10 protein-coding genes and 1 pseudogene are annotated in these 15,873 nt (G+C 72.3%); 6 read left to right on the forward strand and 5 right to left on the reverse strand.

Annotated features, from left to right (window positions below):
• Positions 1-216: 216 nt before the first annotated feature.
• Positions 217-1,416, forward strand: a pseudogene (gene rho / locus J2S43_RS36340) (transcription termination factor Rho); the annotation flags it as partial.
• Positions 1,417-1,636: 220 nt separating this feature from the next.
• Here the strand turns inward: rho and J2S43_RS36345 are convergent.
• The gene (locus J2S43_RS36345) at positions 1,637-3,397 is read right to left on the reverse strand and encodes a pectate lyase-like domain-containing protein (protein ID WP_306836929.1); all 1,761 of its coding nucleotides are present in this window, start codon (positions 3,395-3,397) and stop codon (positions 1,637-1,639) included.
• A 332-nt stretch (positions 3,398-3,729) separates the two neighbouring features.
• Between J2S43_RS36345 and J2S43_RS36350 the strand changes: the two genes are divergently transcribed.
• The 5 genes from J2S43_RS36350 (at position 3,730) to J2S43_RS36370 (ending at position 12,009) form a co-directional block, all read left to right on the forward strand.
• The gene (locus J2S43_RS36350; RefSeq protein WP_306836933.1) at positions 3,730-4,362 is read left to right on the forward strand and encodes a TetR/AcrR family transcriptional regulator; all 633 of its coding nucleotides are present in this window, start codon (positions 3,730-3,732) and stop codon (positions 4,360-4,362) included.
• A gap of 292 nt (positions 4,363-4,654) precedes the next feature.
• Complete coding sequence (locus J2S43_RS36355) at positions 4,655-5,590, forward strand: C40 family peptidase (protein WP_306836935.1); 936 nt, start codon at positions 4,655-4,657, stop codon at positions 5,588-5,590.
• Positions 5,591-5,618: 28 nt separating this feature from the next.
• A complete protein-coding gene (locus J2S43_RS36360) occupies positions 5,619-6,275 on the forward strand; it encodes a class I SAM-dependent methyltransferase (RefSeq protein ID WP_306836937.1) in 657 nt (218 codons plus the stop codon).
• 75 nt (positions 6,276-6,350) lie between these two features.
• On the forward strand, positions 6,351-8,681 hold the full coding sequence (locus J2S43_RS36365; protein ID WP_306836939.1) for a putative bifunctional diguanylate cyclase/phosphodiesterase: 2,331 nt from the start codon (positions 6,351-6,353) through the stop codon (positions 8,679-8,681).
• A gap of 346 nt (positions 8,682-9,027) precedes the next feature.
• Entirely contained in the window at positions 9,028-12,009 is a 2,982-nt protein-coding gene (locus J2S43_RS36370) for an Hsp70 family protein (RefSeq protein ID WP_306836940.1), read from the forward strand.
• On the opposite strand, the gene pabB is transcribed toward J2S43_RS36370, so the two are convergent.
• From pabB to J2S43_RS36390, 4 genes are all read right to left on the reverse strand, one after another.
• Positions 11,978-14,347 carry an aminodeoxychorismate synthase component I gene (pabB, locus tag J2S43_RS36375; protein WP_306836942.1) on the reverse strand — a complete coding sequence of 790 codons (2,370 nt, stop codon included), beginning with the start codon at positions 14,345-14,347 and terminating at the stop codon, positions 11,978-11,980. The genes J2S43_RS36370 and pabB overlap by 32 nt on opposite strands.
• A 31-nt stretch (positions 14,348-14,378) precedes the next feature.
• The gene (locus J2S43_RS36380; protein WP_306836944.1) at positions 14,379-14,603 is read right to left on the reverse strand and encodes a hypothetical protein; all 225 of its coding nucleotides are present in this window, start codon (positions 14,601-14,603) and stop codon (positions 14,379-14,381) included.
• A 105-nt stretch (positions 14,604-14,708) separates the two neighbouring features.
• Complete coding sequence (gene mscL / locus J2S43_RS36385; RefSeq protein ID WP_306839684.1) at positions 14,709-15,161, reverse strand: large conductance mechanosensitive channel protein MscL; 453 nt, start codon at positions 15,159-15,161, stop codon at positions 14,709-14,711.
• Between the two features lie 72 nt (positions 15,162-15,233).
• Positions 15,234-15,872 (reverse strand): FadR/GntR family transcriptional regulator, encoded by a 639-nt coding sequence (locus J2S43_RS36390; RefSeq protein WP_306836946.1) that lies wholly within the window; start codon positions 15,870-15,872, stop codon positions 15,234-15,236.
• Between the last annotated feature and the right edge of the window lies 1 nt (position 15,873).

Here is a 15,873-nt window from a genome sequence, read left to right on the forward strand (position 1 = left end):
GTCCAGTCCCTCGGATGACTGGCCCAGGCACCGCAGGCACGGCAAACTTCGCCGCAGGCAGTCTGCGCCGCCCGCAGGAGATCTCCGCCGTTGCACCACATGAGCGGCCCGCGAACTTTTCCGATCGCTCTCCGACGCGCAGCACAGCGCGCCTCTCGGATGTCGAGCGATTCCTACCCTCAAGGAGACTCGTCGATGAGCCCTACCCGCACACTGGATCGTCACACCACCACCCGCCGCCGCGCGCGGAAGCCGGAGCAGAGCACCCAGGTCCCGACCGGCGAGGTCGCCATGGTCGACGGCCTGCTGGACATCCAGGACCGGCACGCGTTCCTGCGGGTCGACGGCTACCTGCCGTCGCCGGAGGACGTGACCGTGCCGATGTCCCTGGTCCACCGGCACGGCCTGCGCCGCGGTGACCGCCTCACCGGCGGTGCCGCCGGCAACCAGCTGACGAAGGTCTTCACGGTCGACGGCGACGACCCGGACGACGCCCGCCGCCGCCCGGACTTCTACAAGCTCACCCCGCTCTACCCGCAGCAGCGCCTCCGCCTGGAGATCCCGCCTTCGGACGCTTCAGCGGCGGGTGGCCGGGGCGGCAGCCAAGGCGACGCGAGCCTGACCAGCCGCGTGATCGACCTGGCGATGCCGATCGGCAAGGGCCAGCGCGCGCTGATCATCTCGCCGCCGAAGGCCGGCAAGACCATGGTGCTGCAGGCCCTGGCGAAGTCGATCACCACGAACCACCCCGAGGTGCACCTGATGGTGGTGCTGGTCGACGAGCGCCCCGAGGAGGTCACCGACATGCGGCGCTCGGTCGCCGGTGAGGTGGCCGCGGCCACGTTCGACCGTCCGCCGCACGAGCACACCGCGGTCGCGGAGCTGGCCATCGAGCGGGCGAAGCGCCTGGTCGAGAAGGGGCAGGACGTGGTCGTGCTGCTCGACTCGATCACCCGCCTGGCCCGTGCGTACAACCTGCAGGCCCGGTCCGGCGGCCGCACGCTCAGCGGCGGCCTGGACACCACCGCGCTCTACCCGCCGAAGCAGCTGCTCGGCGCCGGCCGCAACATCGAGAACGGCGGCTCGCTCACCATCATCGCGACCGCGCTGGTCGAGACCGGCTCGCAGATGGACACCGTGATCTTCGAGGAGTTCAAGGGCACCGGCAACGCCGAGCTCAAGCTCGACCGCAAGATCGCCGAGCGCCGCATCTTCCCGGCCGTCGACCTGAACGCGACCGGCACCCGCCGCGAGGAGATCCTGCTGGCGCCGGACGAGATGGCGATCGTGCAGCGCCTCCGCCGCGCTCTCGCCGGGTCCGAGTCGGGCCAGGCGATCGAGCAGCTGCTCGGTCAGTTGCGCAAGACCGGCAGCAACATCGAGCTGCTGATGCGTCTGGCCCGGTCGAACGGCTGATCGCCGGAAACCCTGGATCCTCTTCCCGCTTCCGGCGTGGTGCGGCCCGCATGCTCCCGCGGGCACCGGTCGTCGCCGGCGCTCCTCCCTGCCGGTTCGTGGGTGGCTGAGACATGACCCGGCCGGGCTGGACGTCGCGCGCCCGGCCCGGAGACGTGGTCAGGGCGGGTCTCACGACCCAGGCCGGGCCGGACGTCGCACGCCCGGCCCGGAGACGTCGTCAGGACGGGTAGTTCACGATCGTGCTGGTGCCGTAGGACCCGACCACGGGCGTACCCGCGTCGTTGATGGTCCTCTCGATGCCGCCGCTGCCGTCGAGGAAGACCGTGACGGCGTCGTGGAAGCGGACGCCCGGGCGCACCGGTGCCTCGATGCCGCGAGCCGCGCGGATGTCCACGCCCTGGTTGAAGTAGGAGTAGACGCCCAGACCCCATGCCTCGTGCGTACGCACCGACGGCGAGACCTTGTAGGACGCCCAGCCCGGCCCGGTCGGGCTGGTCCAGGCGGCCTGCGACGGCGGGTCGTACGGCAACTCGCTCTGGTAGAAGATGGTCCGGCCGCGTTCGCCGTTCCAGATCGTCTGCCACTTCTGGTAATGCTCGACGAACAGGCCGTACGCGGTCACGTCGTCACCGTTGATGATCACGCCGACGTCGCCGGTGTTGCGGGTCCAGCCGATGCCGTTGCCGTGGTCGCCGCGCCAGGCCCAGATGTTGTCGATGATGGTGTCGTCGCTGTGCACGGTCAGGCTGGTGCGCGCCCTGCCCTCCCACGGTCCGCCGATCCGGAAGAACACGTCCTGTAGCGAGATCGGGTTCCGCGAGTGGTCCCGGGACGACCGCGCGGAGCCGATCGTGACCAGCGTGTCCGACTCGCGCGGGCCGGCGTCGACCAGCACGCCCGCGATCCGCACGCCGTCGACGTCCGCGACCTCGAGCGCGGCCCGGCCGGTGTCCGGCGCCAGGCTGGGCATGCCGATGCCGAGCACGACCGTGTCCGGCCGGGTCACCTTGATCGAGTCGCGCAGGTGGTAGACGCCCGGCGTGAGCAGCAGGTGCTTGCCCAGCCCGAGCGCGAGGTTGATCTTCGTGGCCGAGTCGCCCGGCTTCGCGACGTAGAAGTCGTTGATCGACAGCGACCTGCCCGGGGCGGCACCGGCTCCCCACGTCGTGCCGGACGAGTCCCTGCGCAGCCCCGGCACGAACACCCGGTACTTCCCGCGCGCGTCGACGTGCAGGAACGGCTTCTCCCGGGTGACCGGGCTGGTCGGCAACGTGGTGTACGGCGGGTCCGGGAAGCCCTGCGCGGGCGCGCCGGTGACGCCGGCGAAGACCTGGTTCCACACGCCGTTGGTCCACTCGCCGCCGAGCTCCGAGTCACGGGTCAGCCACTGCTGCTGCGACCCGTTGATGGTGATGCCGTCCACCTTGGAGTCGGCGATGTAACCGCCGCTGGAGAAGCCGCCGTTGCCCGGCTCCAGCCAGAGCGTGCCCCTGATGTGCACGCGGCGCATCGGCGATGCCTGCGAGACCGCCCACTGGTTCGACCAGTCGGTCGGCGTGACCGCGAGGTTCTCCGCGCCGCGCCAGAAGTTGGTCAGCGCGGAGATGCCCGCGACCGAGCCGGGATCCGGCTGGCCGACCACGCGCACCGCGCCGGTGATGTCCACATCGTCCGGTGAGGTGCCCAGGCCGGCGATCGTGGTGTAGTAGCCGAGCCGCGCGTCGAGATCGTAGGAACCGGGCTTGAGCAGCACGGCGTACCGGCTGGTGCCCATCTCGTTGCGCTCCTGCTCCGCGAAGAGCGTGTCGAAGCGCGCCTGGATCTCGGCGGCCGGGGTGGAACTGTCGTAGACGAAGACGTTCGGCCCGAGGTCCGGGGTGCCGCCCCAGTTCGCCAGTGCCACGCCGGGCTGGGGGATCACCCCCGCCGCGGTGACGGCCGCTGTCACGACGCCGAGCGAGATCGCCCGTCGCCGCATGGAAATGGTGCCCATCTGCCTGCCTATCAAGATCAAGGACCAGCCGCGCGGGTACGTATGAGAGCGCTCTCTGCCGCGTCGCCGCATCGGCCGGTCTGATGAAGAAGGGGGACGTGATGTTTCTACCCGGTCACCCGGCGAGACGCCATGGCCGACCGGTTCTTGAGCGATCGCTCAAACATCGTTATGCTTCTGACCGGAGCCGCTGCTCAGGGCGCTCCGGTCCGCATAGGAGGACCGCGCCGACTCTCCCCATTGTGGAGAGTCGGCCGTGTTCATGGCACCACCGCACCCGGCCGGTACGGTCGACGAGAACCATGAATGGGGGCCCGATGTCCGACACGAAGCAGCGGTTGCTGGACGGCGCGCTCGCCGCCGTCGCCGAGCACGGCATCAAGGGCGTGTCGGCCCGGACGATCGCGGCCGCGGCCGGCGTCAACCAGGCGCTCGTCTTCTATCACTTCGGCAGCGTGGACGACCTGCTGGCCGCGTCCTGCACGATGCACACCGAGGCCCGGGTCGCGGTCTACGCGGCCGAGTTCGCCCGCGTCACGACGCTGCGCCAGCTGCTCGACGTGGGCCGGGCGCTGCAGGTCCGGGAGCGGGAGCTGGGCAACGTGTCGATCCTGGCGCAGTTGCTCGCGGCCGCGCAGGGCGACGAGAAGCTGGCCGAGCCGGTCGCCGCGTCGCTGCGGCTGTGGGTCGACGAGATCGAGTCCGTGCTCCGGCGGCTGCTCACCGGCTCGCCGTTCGCGGAGGTCGCGGACCTGGCCGGGCTGGCGAAGGCGGTCTCCGCCGCGTTCGTCGGCATCGAGCTGTTCGCCGGCGTGGACGCGAAGGGCTCCGAGCACGCGATGGCCGCGCTGGAGCAGCTCGCGGTGCTGGTCGAGGTGGTCGACGACCTCGGCCCGATCGCCCGCCGGGCCCTCAACGCAAAGATCAATAAGGCGGTTCGCGGCCGCTGATCGAGGCGCCTCGATCACGATCTCCCCCGGCGGGACGAGGCCGCCGGCGAACGCGTCGCATTCCATCGCGAGCACGATGGCCGCGTCCGCCCGGCCGATCGCCGATCCCGGCCGCTTACTGTGACATCTTTTCGCCTTATTCCATATTTGCCGGAATTCATGCGCTTTGTCATTTCACGTGCGCAGAATGAACGCCGAAACAGTCAGCCGTCCGGGTTCCCAGGCCGTGCCGCACCGTTGCGGCCGCGACAATCGGTGGTTCAGGCCACCGGCTCGCCGGGGATGCGCGAGAGTGCCCCGGACCGACCTGGGAGGCATCACGCACGTCCCCACGACCCGCCGGGCACTGACCGGCGTCCTGGTGCTCACAGTCGCCGGGATCGCCGCGGCCGGCCCCGCCCACGACTCGCACGCCGCGGACGAACGGCCCACCGCGGCGGCGGCCTCATCCACCGCGGAGCGCGACTCCGTGACCGGGGCCGTGCCGGACGATCGGCCCGTGCGGCTGATCGGCCTGCGGACCGGCATCCACCCACGCCCGGCGACGGCAGAGGGCGACGAGGTCCACGCCGGACCGGCCGGCGCCCCCCGCGCACTCGAGCGCACGGCCCGGCGCGCCGCGCCCCGCTCGGCCTCGGCCGCACCACGCTCGGCCTCGGCGGCACCGCGGTCGGCGCGGGTCGCACGGCCGAGTCTCACCCGGCGCACCGGCATCTACCAGAAGCAGCGGGTACGTGCCGAGGCCCGGCGCTACGCCGGCGACGCCCGCAAGCGCTCCGACCGCTGGCACGACGCGCGCGACCGGAGGGCGAGCAAGGCTGCCAAAGTCAAGTACGGCAAGGCCAAGCACCGCAAGGCCCGGAACGCGTACCGGCCGGACCGGCGTTACACCGGCGAACTCGGCCGGGTCGTCGAGTACGCGCTGAACCAGGTCGGCAAGCCGTACCGGCGCAACGCGGCCGGCCCCGGCTCGTACGACTGCTCCGGCCTGGTCTCGGTCGCGTACAGGAAGGCCGGCGTCAAGCTGCCGCACTCCAGCCGGGACATCGTCCGGAAGGGCAGGAAGGTGCGCCGCGCCGACCTGCGCCCCGGCGACGTCGTCATGCCGCAGTCCGGGCACGTCGGCATCTACCTCGGCGACGGGAAGATGGTGCACGCGGCCACGCCGAGAAAGGGCGTCGTGGTGTCGAAGATGTACGGCTTCTCCACCGCACGCCGACTGCTGTAGGCACGTCCGGGTCCGGCACAATGCGGCGATGTCCCGCGACGTCACCGAGCACGCCCGCCTCGCCGAGCTGCCCTTCCTGCCCGAACTCCGGCTCTACCAGGCCGGACCGGGTGTCGGGCTGTGGACGCACAACGGTGGCGTGTACTCCAGTGACAGCCCGCCGCCGTTCTGGGCGTTCGCCTGGGCCGGCGGGCAGGGGCTCGCCCGCTACGTGCTGGACCACCCGGACCTGGTCGCCGGCCGGCGCGTGCTGGACCTGGCCGCCGGGTCCGGGCTGATCGCGGTCGCGGCCGCGCGAGCCGGGGCCGCGACCGTCACCGCAACCGACGTCGACGACGACGCGCTCGCCGCGATCCGGCTCAACGCGGAGGCGAACGGCGTGCCGGTCGGCACCGCGCGGCTGGACCTGCTCGACCCGGCCGCGCACACCGCGGCCGACGAGTACGACGTGGTGCTGGCCGGCGACCTCTTCTACACCGAGGCGCTGGCCGGGCGGGCCCGAGCGTTCCTGCGCCGGGCCGCGCGGGCCGGCGCGCTCGTGCTGGTCGGGGACGCGCGGCGCGGGTTTCTGCCGGAGCGGCTCTTCGAGCGGATCGAGGTCTACGACGTACCCGTGCCCCGGGCCCTGGAGGAGACGCGGCGCAAGCAGGCCATGGTCTATCACCTGAAGGAATCACTCAGGTAGCCGCACGGGTGCCGATGGGACGCCTGTGGGCCGCGCGGCGGCCCGCGGGCGAACCGGCCGCAGCGGAGGTGGTACGTGAGCGTGGGAACAGGTGCCCTCGTGCGCCCGTTCCGGCCGACGCCGCAGATCGTCGCCGCGATCGTGCTCACCGTGGCAGCCACGGTCTGGTGCGTGGCCGGGCTGTGGCACGTGTGGTCCGTCCCGGTGCTCGGCTGGCTGCCGCTGCCGATCCTCGGACTGCTCGCCGCGTACGAGTGCCGCGCCGTCACCCGCGTCACCGACACCAGCCCCGCGGTCCGTCACTTCTGGGCTTCCATCGCCTTGGCCAGCGCGTTCGTCTTCGCCGGCTCGGTCAGCATGGGCTACGACTCGGTCCAGGGCGGTCCCGCGCCCACCCAGACGAGCCCGCGCAGCGCCGTGATCTTCGGCGCCGGTCTCGCCGCCGCGCACTGGGGACTGCTCCGGCTGCCGGGCCGGGTCCACACCGCCGGCGAGCGGGTGCGCTTCGCGCTCGACGCCGGCGTCATCGTGGTGACCGTCTCGCTCTTCGGCTGGCACTTCTCGCTGCGGCACGTCGAGACCTGGCGCTCCTCGACCGGCTCCGACTTCGCGCTCGTCGCCGTCATCGCGGTCGCGGCCGTCGCGCTCGTCGCGTTCGTCAAGGTCGCGCTCACCGGCACCGGCGGCGTCGACCCCCGCGCGCTGCACCTGCTCGCGGTCGGCACGTTCGGCAGCGCGGCCACGGCGGCGCTCAGCCCGCTGCTCGCCACCCGGCCCTACCTCAACGGCTGCATGCTGGCCGTACCCATCGCCTACCTGTTCGTCATCCTCGCGGCCGACCGGCAGCGCCGCGCACCCACCGGACGCCCGGAGCCCGGGCTCGGCCGGGCCAAGGTCAGCCTGCTGCCGTACGCCGCGGTGGTCGCCGCCGGCGGCCTGCTCGTCGAGGATCGGCTCGGCGGCCCGGCCGAGCCGGTCATCATCGCGATCACGGTCGTGGCGCTCACCGGGCTGGTCATGGTGCGCCAGCTGACCGTGCTGCGGGAGAACGCGCGGCTGCTCGCCACCGTCGACGCCAACCTCGCCGCGCTGCGCAGCGCCTGGGACGACCTGGACACCGTGCAGACCCAGCTCGCCCACCAGGCCTCGCACGACGCGCTCACCAACCTGGCCAACCGCGCGCTGCTCGCCGCGCGGGTGGACGCGGCCACCGTGAACGGCGAGCGGTTCGCCGTACTCCTGATCGATCTGAATGATTTCAAGGCCGTCAACGACTGGCTCGGCCACGCGGCGGGTGACCGGCTGCTGGAGGTCATCGCGGAGCGGCTGGTGCACGCGGTGCGCACCGAGGACACCGTCGCGCGGCTCGGCGGCGACGAGTTCGCGGTGCTCATGCCGGATCTGGACGCGGCCTCGGCCGGTGAGCGGTGTGCGGAGATCGCGGCGCGCGTGCAGCGCCCGGTGGTGATCGAAGGGCATCAGCTGGAGGTCAGCGCCGGCATCGGGCTCGCGGACAACAGCAACGCGGCGACCGGTGCGGACGTGCTCCGGCGCGCGGACGTCGCGATGTACGTGGCGAAGGCGAAGGGCGCGGTGTTCGTCGGCTACCACCCGGACATGGACCAGATCGCGGCCGAGGAGGCCCGGCTCGCGGCCGACCTGCGCCAGGCGATCGAACGCCACCAGCTGCACCTGCTCTACCAGCCCGTGGTGGAGCTGCCGACCGGCCGCACGGTGCGGGTGGAGGCGTTGATGCGCTGGCGGCACCCGACCGACGGCATGGTGCCGCCGGACCGGTTCATCGCGATCGCCGAGCGCAGCGGGACCATCGACACGCTGGGCGAGTGGGCGCTGCGCGAGGTGTGCCGGCAGATCGTCTCGTGGCGCACCGTCTACCAGGTCGACGTCGAGGTCAACGTGAACGTCTCGGCGCGGCAGCTGCGCTCGCCCGGCTTCCCGGACCTGGTCACGTCGATCCTCGCGGAGTACGGCGTCGCGTCGTCGAACATCACGCTGGAGATCACCGAGACCGCGGTCTTCGACGGCGGCCCGGCGGTGGAGAGCCTGCGGACGCTGCGCGGGCTCGGCTTCCGCGTCGCGCTCGACGACTTCGGCACCGGTCACTCCTCGCTGAGCCTGCTGACCACGTGCCCGGTCGACGTCATCAAGGTGGACAAGTCGTTCGTGGCGGGCATCGGCGGCCACGGCCAGCAGGCGGTGATCGTCACCGCGCTCATCCAGATCACCGCCGGACTCAACCTGCACGCGGTGGCGGAGGGCGTCGAAACGGCCGACCAGGCCGCCCGCCTGCATGCCCTCGGCTACCGCTTCGCGCAGGGCTACTACTTCGACCGCCCACTCCCCGCGGACGACGTCGTCTCCCGCTTCCGCGTCGCGGCCCACTGACCTCGCCTTTCCCGACGCCTGGATCACGGATCGCCGGCGCGTCGGCCCTGAGGCTGAAAGATCAGTAAGAGCCGGTCTTCCCGCTTCCGGCGTGGGCGGGTTCCGAGTGCTCCCGCGGGCACCGGTCGTCGCTGGCGCTCCTCCCTGCCGGATCCGTCGTGGGACGGGCAGACGGGCGCTGCGCATCCGAGATCTCGAATCATCGCGTTGTATCGCCGCGTGCGAATCAACGGACTCTCGGCCGTTCGGGTCGTGAGGGCCGGGCGTCCGTATGTCGAAACCTGTCGGAGGGGATCGGTAGGCTCCCGCTCCGGGTGTGGTGATCGGCCGGTGGGGAGATATTGCAGTGAGCGGACCGGCGCGGCTGGCTGTGGACCTGGGCACCACGCACACGGTGGCGGTGGTGGAGCGGGCCGGGCAGCCGGCGCGGGCGCTGCTGTTCGACGGATCGCCGATCCTGCCGTCCGGCGTGTTCCTCGCGGCCGACGGCGTGGTGCACACCGGGCGGGACGCGGCCCGGCTCGGCGCGAGCGAGCCGGAGCGGTTCGAGCCGCACCCGAAGCGGCGGGTCGACGAGGGTTCGGTGCTGCTCGGCACCGCCGAGACCGGCGTCGCCGACCTGCTGCGCGCGATCCTGGTCCGGGTGGCCGAGGAGGCCCGCACGGCCGGCGTCGACCCCGCGGGCGCGGTGCTGACCTGCCCGGCCGACTGGGGCAGGCCGCGGCGTGCGGTGCTGGCCGACGCGGCCCGGCGCGCCGGCCTGGGCGACGTGCGGCTGCTGGACGAGCCGGTCGCGGCCGCCACCTACTGCACGCAGGTGGTCGGGCAGCAGGTGCCGGCCGGCGGCGCGGTCGCGGTCTTCGACTTCGGCGGCGGCACGCTGGACGTGACGGTGGTGCGCCGGGAGCCGGGCGGGTGGCGGGTCGCGGCCACCGGTGGCCTCGACGACCTGGGCGGCCTCGACGTCGACGACGCGCTGGTCGGGCACCTCGGGCACGTGGTCGCGGCCCGGCACCCGGAGGTGTGGCGCCGGCTCTCCGCGCCCTCGACCGCGGCGGAGCGGCGGGACCGGCAGGCGTTCTGGGGCGAGGTGCGAGCGGCCAAGGAGATGCTGTCCCGGCTGACCAGCGCGCCGGTGCGGGTGCCGGGGCAGGAGGAGCCGCTGCACCTGACGCGCGACGAGGTGGAGCGGGTCGCGGGCCCGCTGGTGGCGCGCGCGGTGGACGAGACCCGGCGGGTGCTGGAGCGGTCCGGCATCGCGTCCGCGCAGCTCGACACGATTCTGCTGGTCGGCGGTTCGAGCCGGATCCCGCTGGTGGCGAGCCGGCTGCACGCGCGGTTCGGCGTGGTGCCGTCCGTGCCGGAGCAGCCGGAGCTGCCGGTCGCCTACGGCGCGCTGGCCAACGAGCGACTCGGCCCGATCGCGTCCGCGCAGGTCTCCGCGGTGCCCACGTCACCGTCGGGCTACCCGGCGACCGGCGCGACCCCGCTCCCGGGCGCGCCGGGTCCCGGCGAGCCGGGCTTCAGCACGCCCGTGTCCGGAATGCCGGGCTCAGGAGCGCCGGTTTCCGGCCTGCCGGTCTCGCCGCCGGGCCGATACCCAGGAGAGGCGCCGGGTCCATATCCCGGGCAGGCGCCGGGCCAGTACCCCGGACAGATGCCGGGTCCATATCCCGGACGGGCGCCGGGCCAGGCCGCCGGCTGGGGCGCGGCACCACCCGGCTGGCAGTCGCCATCCACCGCCGGCACCTCCGCGGCCGCGGGCGGCACACCGATGGGCGCTCCATCGGCCGGTGCCGGCGGGAAGACCGACACTGGCGACGGCGCCGTGGATCGGCCTGATTCGAAGAAGATCAGGCGGCGGGTGATCGTGATGCTCACCGTCGGCGCGGTGGTCGCGGCCATCGCGACCTGCGGCACCGTCGTCACCAGGACCGTCCAGGGCTGGGTGGCGGACGTCCGGGCCGGCGAACTCCCCGGCGGCTCCGGGCTCGATGACGTGCTGAGCGGCGACGGCGCCGCTCCGGCCGACGGCGAGCTGGTGCGGGCCGGGCAGCCGGTCGAGCTCGGCGGCGGCGCCACCACGGTCGCGGTGGCCGGCACGACCGTCTACTACGCGCGGGTCATCGGCGCCACCACGGAGGTGGTCGCGATGAACGCGGCGGACGGCAAGCAGCTCTGGAAGAAGACCCCGGCGATCGCCGGTCGCGAGGTGCACCTGACCGTGCTGGACGAGCTGCTCCTGCTGGACGCGGACAGCGCCACCACGCACGACCAGGACGACGCGCGTGCCGTGCTGCAACGCTCCGACGGCGCGACCCTGCGGGACTTCCCGATCGCGGACACGCACGACGTCGCGTTCCTCGGCTCGGACGCGGTGATGGAGCGGACCAGCGCGTTCGACGGCTACCAGCTGTACCGGATGAATCTGAGGACCGGAAAGACCGTCTGGAGCACCGCCGGCGTCGAGGACACCCTGGTGATCGACGCTCACCGGGCCGAGCCGCTGCGCGAGTGGGTGGGCGAGCAGGGGCCGAAGCAGGGCGCCGGGATGCTGCCGCCGACGGAGTACCGGCACTTCGACTCGCTCTCCGCGTCGTCGGTCTCCATGGTGCAGCTCACCGACGACCGGCGGATCCGGGTGCTGGACATGGCCGCCGGCACGGCGAAGAGCACGTCCGGCGCGGGCGCGGTCCCGATCGAGGACGACTTCTGGACCGCGTTCGACGGTCAGGTGATCGGGCTGATCGACGCGGAGACCTCGGCCCAGCCGACCGTCGCCGGGTACGGGCTGAACGACTTCGCGAAGAAGTGGGAGCTTCGGCTGGAAGCCGGCGAGAGCGTGGACCGGGTTAAGCCGTGCGGCGAGCACGTGGTGTGCGTGGCCGTGGACAGCGCGAACGACCAGTACCGGACGGTCGCGGTCGACACCACGAACGGCCGCCAGGTGTGGAGCAAGCCGGTCGAGTTCAGCGTGGACGAGGGCTGGTTCGCCACGCCGAAGGGCGTGCTCTGGGGCAACCAGTTCTTCGACACCATGCAGGACGTGAAGCTGCTCGGCCCGGACGGCAAGGAGGTGGCGAACCTCGGCGACGCCGACGTCTACGCGGTTCGTGACGGCCGCGCGCTCAGCGTGAGCATCAAGGTCAGCCTCACCTCGCAGACCAGCTGGGTGGTCCGGGTCTGGGACATCTCGACCGGCAAGGCGACCGGCACGGCGGAGTTCAGCACCGAGCTGCCGAAGGAGGCCGCGTTCGCGGGCGACGTCGGCGCCATGATCGACGGAAAGGGTGTGCTCAGCGTCTACCAGGTGAAGAGCCTGGGCTGAGCGCGGTCAGCGGCGTCGCGGCCTTGAGCAGCATCTCCGCGTACTCGCCGGCCGGGTCGGAGTCGAGCACGATCGCGCCGCCCGCGCCGATGGTCAGCGTGCCGCCGTGCCGGACCGCGGTGCGGATGACGATGCTCAGGTCGGCCGTGCCGCTCAGGCTGAGATATCCGAGCGCGCCGGAGTAGACGCCGCGCGGCCCGTCCTCCAGCTCGTCGATGATCCGCATGGTGCGCTCCTTGGGCGCGCCGGTCATCGAGCCGCCCGGGAACGCCGCGCGCACCGCGTCGACCGCGGTCACGCCGGGGCGCAGCCGGCCGCGGATCGTGGAGACCAACTGGTGCACGGTCGCGTACGACTCGGTGGCCAGGAACGCGGGCACCCGCACGGAGCCGACGTCGCACACCTGCCCGAGATCGTTGCGGACCAGGTCGACGATCATCAGGTTCTCGGCCCGGGTCTTCGCGTCACCGGCCAGCGAGACGCGTAGCTCCTCATCACGCACCGGGTCGGCGGCGCGCGGCGCGGTGCCCTTGATCGGCCTGCTCTCCGCGGTGCCGTCCGGCAGCACGCGCAGGAACCGCTCCGGCGACGAGCTGAGCACGCTCACCTCGCCGAGCCGCAGCAACGCCGCGTACGGCGCCGGGTTGTGCCGCCGCAACCGCCGGTAGAGCTCCAGGTCGGATTCGTCCGGATCGGCCGTGGTCAGCCGGTCGGTCAGGCAGATCTCGTAGCTCTCGCCGGCACGCAGCCGCTCCTGCGCCGCCTCGACGTCCGCGACGTAGCGGTCGCGTCCCTTGCCCATCAGCGGCGCGGGGTCCGCCGGCGTCCGGGGCGGGTCGTCGCGTTTCACCGCGGCCGGGATCGACGAGATCAACTTGGTGGTCGCGGAGATCCACGCCTCGGCACCGTGGGACGGCAGCGCCACCGCCCACGCGCACCGTTCCACATGGTCCAGCACCACGAATCTGTCCACGAAGACCCACAGAGCATCGGGGGTACGCGATGCGTGCGCGCCCGGCACGCCATCATTTTTTAATTCGTATCCGAAATAACCGACATAGCCGCCGGTGAAGTCGAACGGCAGGTCACCGGCACCGGCTACCCGCCCTGCCGCGAGCCGTGCCCGCAACACGTCGAAGATCGACCCCTCCTCCCACACGTCCGTGACGGACTCTCCCCCCGCGGCCTGCGGCACGGCGGTGTCGTGCGGCACGGCGGTGTCGTGCGGCGCGGCGGTGTCGTGCGGCGCGGCGGTGTCGTGCGGCGCGGCGGTGTCGTGCGGCGCGGCGGTGTCGTGCGGCGCGGCGGTGTCGTGCGGTGCGGTGGTGTCGTGCGGTGCGGTGGTGTCGTGCGGCACGGCGGTGTCGTGCGGCACGGCGGTGTCGTGCGGCACGGCGGTGTCCTGTGGCGTGGTGGTGTCGTGCGGTGCGGTGGTGTCGTGCGGTGCGGTGGTGTCCTGTGGCGCGGCGGCGCTCTGCGGCGCGTCCGCGAGGGGTGAGCCGGTGGCGTGGCGGGTCGTCACTCGCACCGAGCCGGAGCCGGCGCGGTAGGAGAGCGTCTCGCGGGACGTGCCGAGGAACGAGAAGCGCGACAGGCCGTCCGCGACCAGGCTGCTGTCCAGCCAGAACGCGGGCACGGTGTCGCCGCAGAGTCGCGCGAAGAGCTCCTCCGGATCGGGCAGGTGCTCCACCCGTACCGCGGCGAGGGTCTTCTGATCGTGTGCCGGCGGAGCCGGAGTGGCCGGCGGAATCGCGGCACGACGCGGCCGGAACAGGCCGTTGAGCCGCAGGAAGTTGCGGATGATCTCGTCGCCGTGCGCGGACGCTATCGACTCGGGGTGGAACTGCACGCCCCACCACGGCCGCGCCGCGTGCCGCAGGCCCATGACCACGCCGTCCTCGGCCCAGGCCGTCGCGATCAGGCGCGGCGGCAGCGGCTCCGGCACCGCGAGCGAGTGGTACCGGACCGCGACGAAATCCTGCGGCAGCCCGGCGAAGAGATCGGTGCCGGCGTGCCGAACCCGGGTGAGGTGCCCGTGCCGGGGCTGCGGCGCGCGGGTCACCGTGGCGCCCGCGGCGAGCGCGATGCCCTGATGGCCGAGGCAGACGCCGAGCACCGGCAGGTCACGGCGGGTCAGCAGGCGAGCGGACGTGCCGAAGTCCGCGTCGCGACCGGGGTGGCCGGGGCCGGGCGAGATGATCGCGCAGTCGTACCCGTTCAGGTCGGGCAGGGGTTCGTCGTTGCGGACCACGTCCGGCTCATCGCCGGTCACGCCGGCGATGAGCTGAAAGAGGTTGTACGTGTAAGAGTCGTGGTTGTCGACGATCAGCGCGCGCATCAGTCGACAATTGTGCCCAAGCGCGTGCGGCTCAGTCGCGGGTGGAGAGCTCGCGCCAGTTGCCGGGGCCGTTCAGCATCGCCCGGACCGCCTCCAGCGCCTCGTCCTCGCCGCCGAACTCGAAGAACCGCGACGCCCCCTCGGCGCCGCCCGCGCGCGCCTCGACGTGCCACGTGTCCCCGTTGACCCGGAGGAAGACGTCCTTGCGGGCGATCCGCCCCCATTTGCCGTTCCACCAGTGCTTCCGCTGCTCCATAGCAGCACACCCTATCGAACAAGTGTTCGATAGGGTGTGTGATCTTGCAGAACGTTCCGGCCGCGTGGCGCCTGAGCCGATGACCCGCGCGGCGGTCTGAGCCGGCTACCCGCGCGGCGGGAAGTGCTCCCGGCGGATGGCCTCGTCGATCGCGGCCCGGCGGTCGGGGTCGGAGTTGCCCGCGATCAGCGCGTCGCGGATCTCGGTGAGCAGGCGGACCTCGTCGCTCGGCGCCTTCGGCTCCGGCTCCTCGCCGCGCTTGCGGCGCTCGGCCAGCTTGTTCATCGGGAAGACGATCAGGAAGTAGACGACCGCGGCGGTCAGGATGAACGTGATCAGCTGGTTGATGAACACGGCGTAGGTGAACTCCACGCCCGCCACCGGCGACCAGGTGCCCTTGAGATTGCCGGAGCCGCCGGTGACCAGCTTGATCAGCGGCTCGAGGAACGACTTGGTGAACGCCGTGACCAGCGCGGTGAACGCCGTGCCGATGACGACACCGACCGCCAGCTCGATCACGTTGCCGCGCATGATGAAGTCTTTGAAACCCTGGATGATCGATCGCACTTCGAACTCCGAAGCAGTGAGGGGGTGGGGAAGCATCACCGTATTGCCCGATTCACCGAATCGCTATTCGAGATAGGCGCCGGCTTCTTTGGCCGCCAGCTCCGCGTCACCCGCGCGGATGGCCGCGACCAGCCGCCCGTGATCGACGTAGCTCTCCGCGGTCATCCCCTCGTCCTGGAACGACCGCGCCACCGTGGCCCGCATCGCGCTGCGGAACGACGCGTACAGCCCGGCCAGCATCTCGTTGTGCGCCGCGGCCAGGATCGCGGCGTGCAGTGCCACGTCCGCCTCGACGAACTCGAGCAGCCGCCCGGCCGCCCAGGCCGCCTCCCGCCGGTCCAGCGCGCGCTCCAGGTCGGCCACGTCCGTGGGCGTGCGGCGCACCGCGGCGAGCCGGGCCGCCTCCACCTCGAACGCCCGGCGCACCTCGACCACCTCGGCGAACTCCGCGTCCGCCATTCGCCGCCCGACCACGCCGGCCAGCTCGTCGCTGGACATCACGTAGGTTCCGGAGCCCTGCCGGGTCTCCAGCACGCCCGCGTGCACCAGCGCCTTGACCGCCTCCCGGATCGTGTTCCGGCCGACGCCGAGCGCCTCCACCAGCTGTGGTTCGGTCGGGATGCGCCCGCCGACCGGCCACTCGCCGGACGTCACCTTCGCGCGCAGCTCCTCGATGACCCGCTCCACCAGCCGGTATGTCATT

The sequence above is a fragment of the Catenuloplanes nepalensis genome (assembly GCF_030811575.1).
Classification (GTDB): domain Bacteria; phylum Actinomycetota; class Actinomycetes; order Mycobacteriales; family Micromonosporaceae; genus Catenuloplanes; species Catenuloplanes nepalensis.